Source organism: Micromonospora sp. MH33, from assembly GCF_003013775.1.
Taxonomy (GTDB): Bacteria; Actinomycetota; Actinomycetes; order Mycobacteriales; family Micromonosporaceae; genus Micromonospora; species Micromonospora fulviviridis.
The window spans coordinates 1-7,478 of sequence record NZ_MUYZ01000327.1 but is presented as its reverse complement, the minus strand read 5'-3'; the positions used below and the strand labels follow the sequence as shown (position 1 = coordinate 7,478).

Annotated in this window: 7 protein-coding genes and 1 pseudogene; 5 read left to right on the top strand and 3 right to left on the bottom strand. The window is 72.9% G+C overall.

What is annotated here, in order from left to right:
* Window positions 1-664: class F sortase (locus B0E53_RS31090; RefSeq protein WP_107079243.1), on the top strand; the 664-nt coding region annotated here is incomplete at its 5' end.
* Between the two features lie 7 nt (window positions 665-671).
* Here B0E53_RS31090 and B0E53_RS31085 read toward each other — a convergent pair.
* Window positions 672-1,211, bottom strand: a complete 540-nt coding sequence (locus tag B0E53_RS31085; RefSeq protein ID WP_107079242.1) for an HNH endonuclease — start codon at window positions 1,209-1,211, stop codon at window positions 672-674.
* Window positions 1,212-1,657: 446 nt separating this feature from the next.
* Here B0E53_RS31085 and B0E53_RS31080 point away from each other — a divergent pair, with 446 nt between their 5' ends.
* The 4 genes from B0E53_RS31080 (at window position 1,658) to B0E53_RS31065 (ending at window position 6,345) form a co-directional block, all read left to right on the top strand.
* Entirely contained in the window at window positions 1,658-2,878 is a 1,221-nt protein-coding gene (locus B0E53_RS31080) for a low temperature requirement protein A (protein ID WP_168215457.1), read from the top strand.
* Between the two features lie 309 nt (window positions 2,879-3,187).
* Window positions 3,188-4,243, top strand: coding sequence for a mechanosensitive ion channel family protein (locus B0E53_RS31075; RefSeq protein WP_246835686.1), 1,056 nt, complete (start codon window positions 3,188-3,190; stop codon window positions 4,241-4,243).
* A 249-nt stretch (window positions 4,244-4,492) separates the two neighbouring features.
* Window positions 4,493-5,875 (top strand): MFS transporter, encoded by a 1,383-nt coding sequence (locus B0E53_RS31070; protein WP_107079239.1) that lies wholly within the window; start codon window positions 4,493-4,495, stop codon window positions 5,873-5,875.
* Between the two features lie 59 nt (window positions 5,876-5,934).
* Complete coding sequence (locus B0E53_RS31065) at window positions 5,935-6,345, top strand: globin (protein WP_246835685.1); 411 nt, start codon at window positions 5,935-5,937, stop codon at window positions 6,343-6,345.
* A gap of 30 nt (window positions 6,346-6,375) precedes the next feature.
* On the opposite strand, the gene B0E53_RS31060 is transcribed toward B0E53_RS31065, so the two are convergent.
* The gene (locus B0E53_RS31060) at window positions 6,376-6,960 is read right to left on the bottom strand and encodes a YbjN domain-containing protein (protein ID WP_091319038.1); all 585 of its coding nucleotides are present in this window, start codon (window positions 6,958-6,960) and stop codon (window positions 6,376-6,378) included.
* Window positions 6,961-7,091: 131 nt separating this feature from the next.
* Window positions 7,092-7,478, bottom strand: a pseudogene (locus tag B0E53_RS31055) (hypothetical protein); the annotation flags it as partial.

The window sequence follows — 7,478 nt, the reverse complement described above, 5'->3', positions numbered from 1 at the left end:
GGTGCCGGCGCGGCCCGCCCCGGCCGCCGGCCGCTGGCGGTACGCCGCCCAGCGCGGCCCCGGCGCCCCGGTGCTGGTCGTCGCGGCGCTGATGGCGCTGATCGTGGCCATGCTCGGCGTGGAGCGGGTGACCGGCATCAGCGTGCTGCCGGAGCAGCTCACCGCCGGGCTGCGCCCGCCGCCGAAGAAGTTCCCCGTGCTGTCCGGCAGCCCGCCGACCGACCTGACGATCAGCAAGATCGACCTGCGGGCGCCGGTGCACGGGGTGGGCATCGCCCCGGACGGCAGCATCGCGGTGCCCGACATCGGCCGGGCCGGTGAGGTCGGCTGGTACGACAAGGGCCCCACCCCCGGCCAGTACGGCCCGGCGGTCATGGTGGGGCACGTCGACACCACCACCGGGCCGGCCGTCTTCCACGACCTCAAGGACCTCGACGACGGCGACCGGATCGAGGTGACCCGGCAGGACCGCTCGGTGGCCGTCTTCGAGGTGACCTCGATCGAGCGGTACGGCAAGGAGCGGCTGCCGGTGCGGGAGGTCTACGGCGACTTCAGCCGGCCGAACCTACGGTTGATCACCTGCGGCGGCCGCTGGGTGGGCGGCGAGACCGGCTACGCGGACAACCTGGTGATCTACGCCTCGCTGGTCAAGGCGCGGCAGTGAGCGCCGCTCAGGCCGCCTCGGTCTCCGGCCCGCGCAGGTCCAGCCAGTCGGCCCAGCGCGGGTCCGGCGCGCGGTGGCCGAGCACCCGCCAGGCCGTGCCCTTCGGGGCCGCCGGCAGGTTGTGCAGCCGCCAGCCCAGCTCGGCCGGCGTCTTGTCGCCCTTGGTGTGGTTGCAGCGGGCGCAGGCGGCGACCACGTTCTCCCAGGCGTGCCGGCCGCCCCGGCTGCGCGGGAAGACGTGGTCGATCGTCTCCGCCGGACCACGGCAGTAGGCGCAGCGCCAGCCGTCCCGGGCGAAGATCGCCCGGCGGGAGAGCCCGACGTGGGTGCGGTAGGGAACCCGGACGAAGCGGGTCAGCCGGACCACCGAGGGGACCGGGAGCGCGTTGCGCGCGCTGTGCAGGATGCCTTCACCGTCGGCCACGCAGACGGCCTTGGCGGAGAGCACGAGGATCGCGGCGCGACGCACCGACACGACACACAGGGGCTCATAGGTGGCGTTGAGAACGAGCGCACCGGAGCCCGCCGTGGGTCGTATGTCAGGCATCGCGCTCACCCTCCCGGTCCAGCCGCTCCGGCCACCATGGCGCCGGGCGCGCCCCGCGGGCAACGGGGAACGACACCGACGCCGGCCGGATCACCGACGTCCGTTGCGCCAATAGTCCCTGATCGCGCCCCGGATTGCACGCACGAATCTGGCATCGGGCCGGCGGATCACCCTCCTCGGGACGGGTCAGCGCTGGGAGCTGGGCCAGCCCTTGCGTCGTCCGACGGCGTTCGACGGTGCTTGTCGCTGTCAGTTGTGCCGGACCTGTGTTCGATGATCTTCGCCCTCGTTGGGCGCCCCTTGGATCTTGTCCGGAGGGCTGCACAAACGAGGCGGCGCAATGTCATCCGCGCCTGGCTTTCGCAAAAGAGTTTGCCGCCGCCCCGGGGTCGATGAAACGGGCGGAAGCGGTGCGCGCAAGGCGATCGTCCGGCGACCATGAGCGGGTGGGGCGATCATCGGAGCCGGCGCAGGCCGGGGGCATCCTGCGCCGCGAGGAGGACGCCCGGCAGGCCAGCTTCGTGGAGCTGTTCTTCGACCTGGTGTTGGTTTTCGCCCTGACCGGGGTCGTAGAACGGATGGTGCCGGACCTTCTCTCCGACGACGTGGGCGTGCGCTGGTTGTCGCTGCTCTACACGGTCGTTCTGGCCCTGCCGCTGCTCTGGCTGTGGACGACCACCGCGTACATCACCAGCCGGTTCGACTGCCGCAGCCGCTGGATTCAGCTGCTGGTTCTGGTCAGCGCGTTCGGCCTGCTGATCATGGCGACGTCTCTCCGGTACGAGTTCGAGGCACGCGGCACCTCCTTCGCCGTGGTGTACGTGTTGCTGCATGTCGGACGCCCTTTGCTGCTCCGGCCGTTCTTACGCGGGCACGCGGAGGTACACGGGCTCTACACCCGCCTCGCCATCTGGGCCGGTGTCTCCGGCGTGATCTGGCTCAGCGGGGCGCTGCTGCGCGGCAACGTCCGGGTCGCCCTGTGGTTGATCGCCATCACCGTGGACATGGTCGTGGCGCGGCTCCGATGGCCGATACCCGGCAGGCACCGAACACCGACCAGCGCGTGGGCGATGACCAGCAGCCGACACCTGCCCGAGCGCTACCAGCAACTGCTGCTGATCGCGCTCGGCGAGACGGTGCTGTCCATCGGCCTGACCTACGCCCAGGACCCCGCCTCGCTCGCCGCAACGGCGGCCCTGGTGATCACGTTCCTGTCGTCCGTGCTGATGTGGTGGATCTACTTCTATCGCGCTGGCCAGGTGCTGGCCGAGGCCGTCGAGATGTCGTCGAACCGGGCGGCTGCCGGCGGGACCGTCGGCGTGGCCCACGTGCTCATGGTGCTCGGCATCACCGCCGCCGCGGCTGGCTCGGAAATCGTGCTGGCGCATCCCTCCGGGCACTCCCGGCCTACCTGGCTCGCAGTGATCCTCGGCGGGCCGGCGGTCTTCCTGTTCGGCCGCAGTCGGCTGGAACGGGTCGTCTTCAACCGGCTCGCCGTACGCCGGTTCGTCGGCATCGCCGCCCTGGTCCTGCTGGCGCTGCCACTGGCCTTCGCCCCGCCACTGCTCGCCGCCATCGCCGCTGCCCTCGTGCTGCTCGGCGTCGCCCTCGCGGACGCTCGGCGCGCCGCCGGCCGCCCACCGGAGGCCCCGTCCCCGTCGGCCTAGCGGGAACTTCTCCGTATCCGGTCATCCGCACTGAGCTCTGAGGAAGCGTCGATGACGGATCCTGACCGAAGTTGTAGTTGGCGGCGCGGCTCACGCAGACCCAGCGACAGGCGCTAGGAGGGTTCGGCCGCTCGCGGCCTGCGAAGCGGGCCGCCTTGATGAGCAACAGCGTTGAGCCCCAGGAGGTGCAGCACGTCTCCGCCCGTACCTGAATGACCGGTTCCGCCCGGCCCGGCCGGTCGGGCCCCCGCGGCGGGAGGCGGGCGGGTCGCCAGCCGACGCCCAGCGACGTTGCGGTACGAAGACAGGGTGAGTCCCGCCAACCTGCTGCTCCACGCCCTGTCCGCCGCCGAGCCGAGCCCGTCCCCGTCCGTCGACTGCCGCACCGACGCCTGGTGCAAGAACGTCTACGAGATCACCAACTCGGCCTGGTTCGCCGAGGGCAGCTACTGGATCGTCCTGAAGCCCCTGCGGATCGTGCTGATCCTGCTGCTCGCCGTGGCCGCCCGCTGGGCGCTGCACCGCACCATCAACCGGCTGGTCCGGACCACCACCGAGGGCGCCATGCCCACCATGCTCCGCCCGCTGCGCGAGCGGATCCCCAGCGCCACGCTCGACCCGGAGCAGTTCGTGCCCGAGCGGCGGCGCCAGCGCGCCGAGGCCATCGGCTCGGTGCTGCGCAGCATGGTCACGGCGTTCATCTTCGGCATCGCGCTGCTCATGGTGCTCAAGGAGTTCAGCTTCGACCTGGCCCCGCTGCTGGCCAGCGCGGGCATCGCCGGCGTGGCCCTCGGCTTCGGCGCGCAGAGCCTGGTCAAGGACCTGATCGCCGGCCTGTTCATGCTGATCGAGGACCAGTACGGCGTCGGCGACACCGTCGACCTGGGCGAGGCGACCGGCGTGGTGGAGGCGGTGGGCCTGCGGGTCACCACGGTCCGGGACGGCCGGGGCGTGCTCTGGTACATCCGCAACGGCGAGATCATCCGGGTCGGCAACAAGAGCCAGGGCTGGGCGCTGGTCGTGGTCGACCTGCCGATCGGTTTCGCCGGCACCGAGGAGGCCAGCGCGGTGCTGCGTACGGCGGCCGCCTCGGTCGCGCTGGACCCGGAACTGTCGCCGCAGATCGTCGAGGAGCCGGAGGTGCTCGGCGTCGAGCAGATGACGGTCGACGGGGCGGTGATCCGTACCGTGGTCAAGACGACCGCCGACGGGCAGTTCGCGGTCGGCCGCGAGTTGCGCCGGCGGCTCGCCGAGGCGCTGGAGAACTCGGGCATCACCGCGCGGATCGCAGCGGCCCGGCTGTATCCGGGGCTGCCGCCCCGCGCCGCGGCCCCGGGCGAGACGGGCACCGGCGGGGCCACCTGACGCGGGTCCCCGGTCGGCCGGACGGGCCGGACGGTTTTCCGGGGTCGCGCACCGCGCGGCCCCTCGGGTATCGTCCGTTCGTTCAGTCGGAGATGCGACGATCAATCCGTTCACCCTAGCCAGTTGTCAGACGATCGGGCAGAATCCGGTGAACACGCTCCCCAAAGGAGCGTGCTCGTGTCCTCGCTGATCCGTAGATCTGACGACGGTTCCCAGGTCAGGCCATCACGAGTGGTCGACCCGGGAACGATGGAGGCGACGGTGTCCGACGAGCGACCCGCCCAGGAGGGCCCGGCCACCTTCCGCGATCTGTTCAGCCTCGCGGAGTTCCGCGTCCTCTTCACGGCAAGCGCTCTGTCCTGGATCGGTGACTACGTCGCGAAGGCCGCGGTCACCGTCCTGGTCTACCGGCAGACCGACTCGGTGGCGCTCTCGGCCGCCGCGTTCGCGGCCAGCTACCTGCCCTGGCTGGTCGGCGGTCCGCTGCTCTCCGCGCTCGCGGAGCGGTACCGGTACCGGCAGGTCATGGTGGCCTGCGACCTGGTGCGGATGGCCCTGATGGTGCTGGTCGCCCTACCCGGGATGCCGCCCTGGGCGATCCTCGCCCTGATCTTCGCGACCACGCTGGCCAACCCGCCGAGCCAGGCCGCCCGTTCCGCGCTGATGCCGCAGATCCTGGCCGGCGACCGGCTGGTGGTCGGCCTGTCCGTCTCCGCGAGCACCGGGCAGGCCGCCCAGGTCCTCGGCTACCTGCTCGGCGCGGCGGTCGCCGTGGTCAACCCGGCCGCCGCGCTGCTGATCAACGCGGCCACCTTCGGCCTCTCCGCGGCGCTGGTCCGCTTCGGCCTGCGGAACCGGCCGCCCGCCATGACCCAGGCGCACCGCAGCCACCTGCTGCGGGAGACCGCAGAGGGGTTCCGGCTCGTCTTCGGCCGCCCGGTGCTGCGCGCCATCGCCGTGCTGGTCTTCAGCGCGATGGTCTTCTCGATCGTCCCCGAGGGGCTCGCCGCGGCCTGGGCCGCCGAGCGGAGCGGGGACGGCATGGACACCGGCACCGCCCAGGCGGTCATCATGGCCGCCAACCCGGTCGGCTACATCCTCGGCGGGCTGATGGTCGGGCGGTTCGTCGCCCCGGCCCGCCGGCTGGCCCTGATGCGCCCGCTGGCGGTGATCGCCCCGGCGGTGCTCGTCCCGGCGGTGCTCGACCCGCCGCCCGTCGTGGTGGCGCTCCTCGCGGCCGCGTGCGGCTTCGCGGTGGCCGGGCTCATCCCGGTCGCCAACGGCCTCTTCGTCCAGGCGCTGCCGGACGGCTACCGGGCCCGCGCGTTCGGCGTGATGGCCAGCGGGACCCAGATCATCCAGGGCGCCGCCGTGCTGGCCACGGGGGCTCTCGCCGAACGGTTCACCATCCCCTCGGTGGTCGGGGTGTGGAGCGCCGCCGGCGTGCTGCTGATGCTCCTCGCGGTGCTCACCTGGCCCCATCCGGGGACGATCGAGGCGGCCGTCGAGGTCGCCCGGGCGGAATCCGCCGCGACGGCCGCCACGGCGGGGCGCGGCACCCACACCCCGGCCCGGGGGACGCCGGTTGGCGACCGCGCCGGCGAGCGCAGCCGCCGGCACGCGGTGACCTGACTCCCGCTCCGGCGGTGGGCGCGAGCCGCCGCCGGGCGGCACCTGGCAGGATGGGTGACGTGACTTCCCCTGGCGAGTCGATCACCCTCTTCGAGGCGATCGGCGGCGAACCCGCCTTCCGCAAGCTGGTGGACGAGTTCTACGCCGGCGTCGCCACCGACCCGCTGCTGCGCCCCATGTACCCGGAGGAGGACCTGGGCCCCGCGGCGGACCGGCTGACCCTCTTCCTCATCCAGTACTGGGGTGGCCCGCACACCTACTCCGAGCAGCGCGGTCACCCGCGGCTGCGGATGCGGCACGCGCCGTTCCGGATCGGCGCGGTCGAGCGGGACGCCTGGCTGCGCCACATGCGCCGGGCGGTGGACCGGCTGGACCTGCCGCCGCAGCTCGCCGCCGCGCTCTGGGACTACCTGGAGCGGGCCGCATACTTCATGGTGAACGTGATGGAGGACCCGGCGGCCGAGGGCTGACGCGCCGCGCCCCGGCCGCGGCGGCGCCCGTCAGAGCAGGGCGCCCTCGTCGTGCAGCCAGTCCACGAAGGTGGTGGCCACCGCCGCACCGCAGTCGAGCATCTCGACCAGCAGCGCATCGTGGGTGCCCGCCCCGAGCGGGACCTGCAACTCGGCGTAGATCGGCAGCTGGCCGCGCTCGGTCGGGTCGCCGATGTACGCCTTGCAGAACCGCCGGGTGTGGTTCCACTCGTTGACCACCCGGTAGGCGCGGTCGGCCCAGTCCGGCGGGACCGTCGCGTGCGGCCGGGCCCGCATCACCAGGATCTCGTCCTCGGGGCCCTCCAGGGTGACCAGCACGGCGTGCCGCTCCCACATGGCCAGCAGGTTGCCGTCGCCGTCCGCCAGGTAGCGGACGTCGAGCAGGTCGAGCGCGTCGCAGACCCGGCCGAGGGTGACCGGGGCGACGGTTGCCGGCATGTCGGCGATCACGGGCCGCTCGGCGGCCGCCGCGTCGTCCGCCGGCTGACGGGGGGTCGGTGGCCCGACCCGGACGGTGTCATCCACTGTGATCCCGCTTCGAGTTTCCGGATCGCCGCCACTGGCGGGACCTGGGCGCCATGACCACCACGGCATCGCTCGCGCACCTCACTCCCCAGCGGATCCAGTCGCCTACGGTGCGTTGGATCCGAGGATGGACGGTACCCGGACAGCCGGGATGAGGCATCCCCCCAACGGCTGCCCCAAACCGGAAGAACGAACCGGGGTCATCCGTTCGGATGACCCCTGGTGGGCGTCAGGGCGAGGTCCGCGACCTTCCGCGACCAGGCCGCTCCGTACGGTCCGACGAGCCCGACCCAACGGCCGGCGATGCGCACCTGAACGTCGCCGGCGCCGAGGAAGCCCATCCGGACCAGCCCCTGCACCAGCCGCTGCGGCACCTCCACCGGCGCGCCCGGCGGGTCGTCCGGGGTCACCACCACCGCGACGTGGTCGAGCAGCGCGTCCCGCAGGGCCCGCTGGCCCACCGCCCGGCCCGCCACGCCGTGGGTGGACGCCTCGCGCAGCGTCCCGGCCGCCGCGGTGGCGATCCGCCGGACCTCCGCGCCGGGCAGCGCCTCCACCGCCCGGCTGGCCACCGGCGGCAGCGGCCA

Bases quoted from the DNA above. Each gene is read 5' to 3' on its own strand.
- B0E53_RS31085 (WP_107079242.1), bottom strand. From the start codon at position 1,211: ATGCCTGACATACGACCCACGGCGGGCTCCGGTGCGCTCGTTCTCAAC.
- B0E53_RS31070 (WP_107079239.1), top strand. From the start codon at position 4,493: ATGGAGGCGACGGTGTCCGACGAGCGACCCGCCCAGGAGGGCCCGGCC.
- B0E53_RS31060 (WP_091319038.1), bottom strand. From the start codon at position 6,960: ATGCCGTGGTGGTCATGGCGCCCAGGTCCCGCCAGTGGCGGCGATCCG.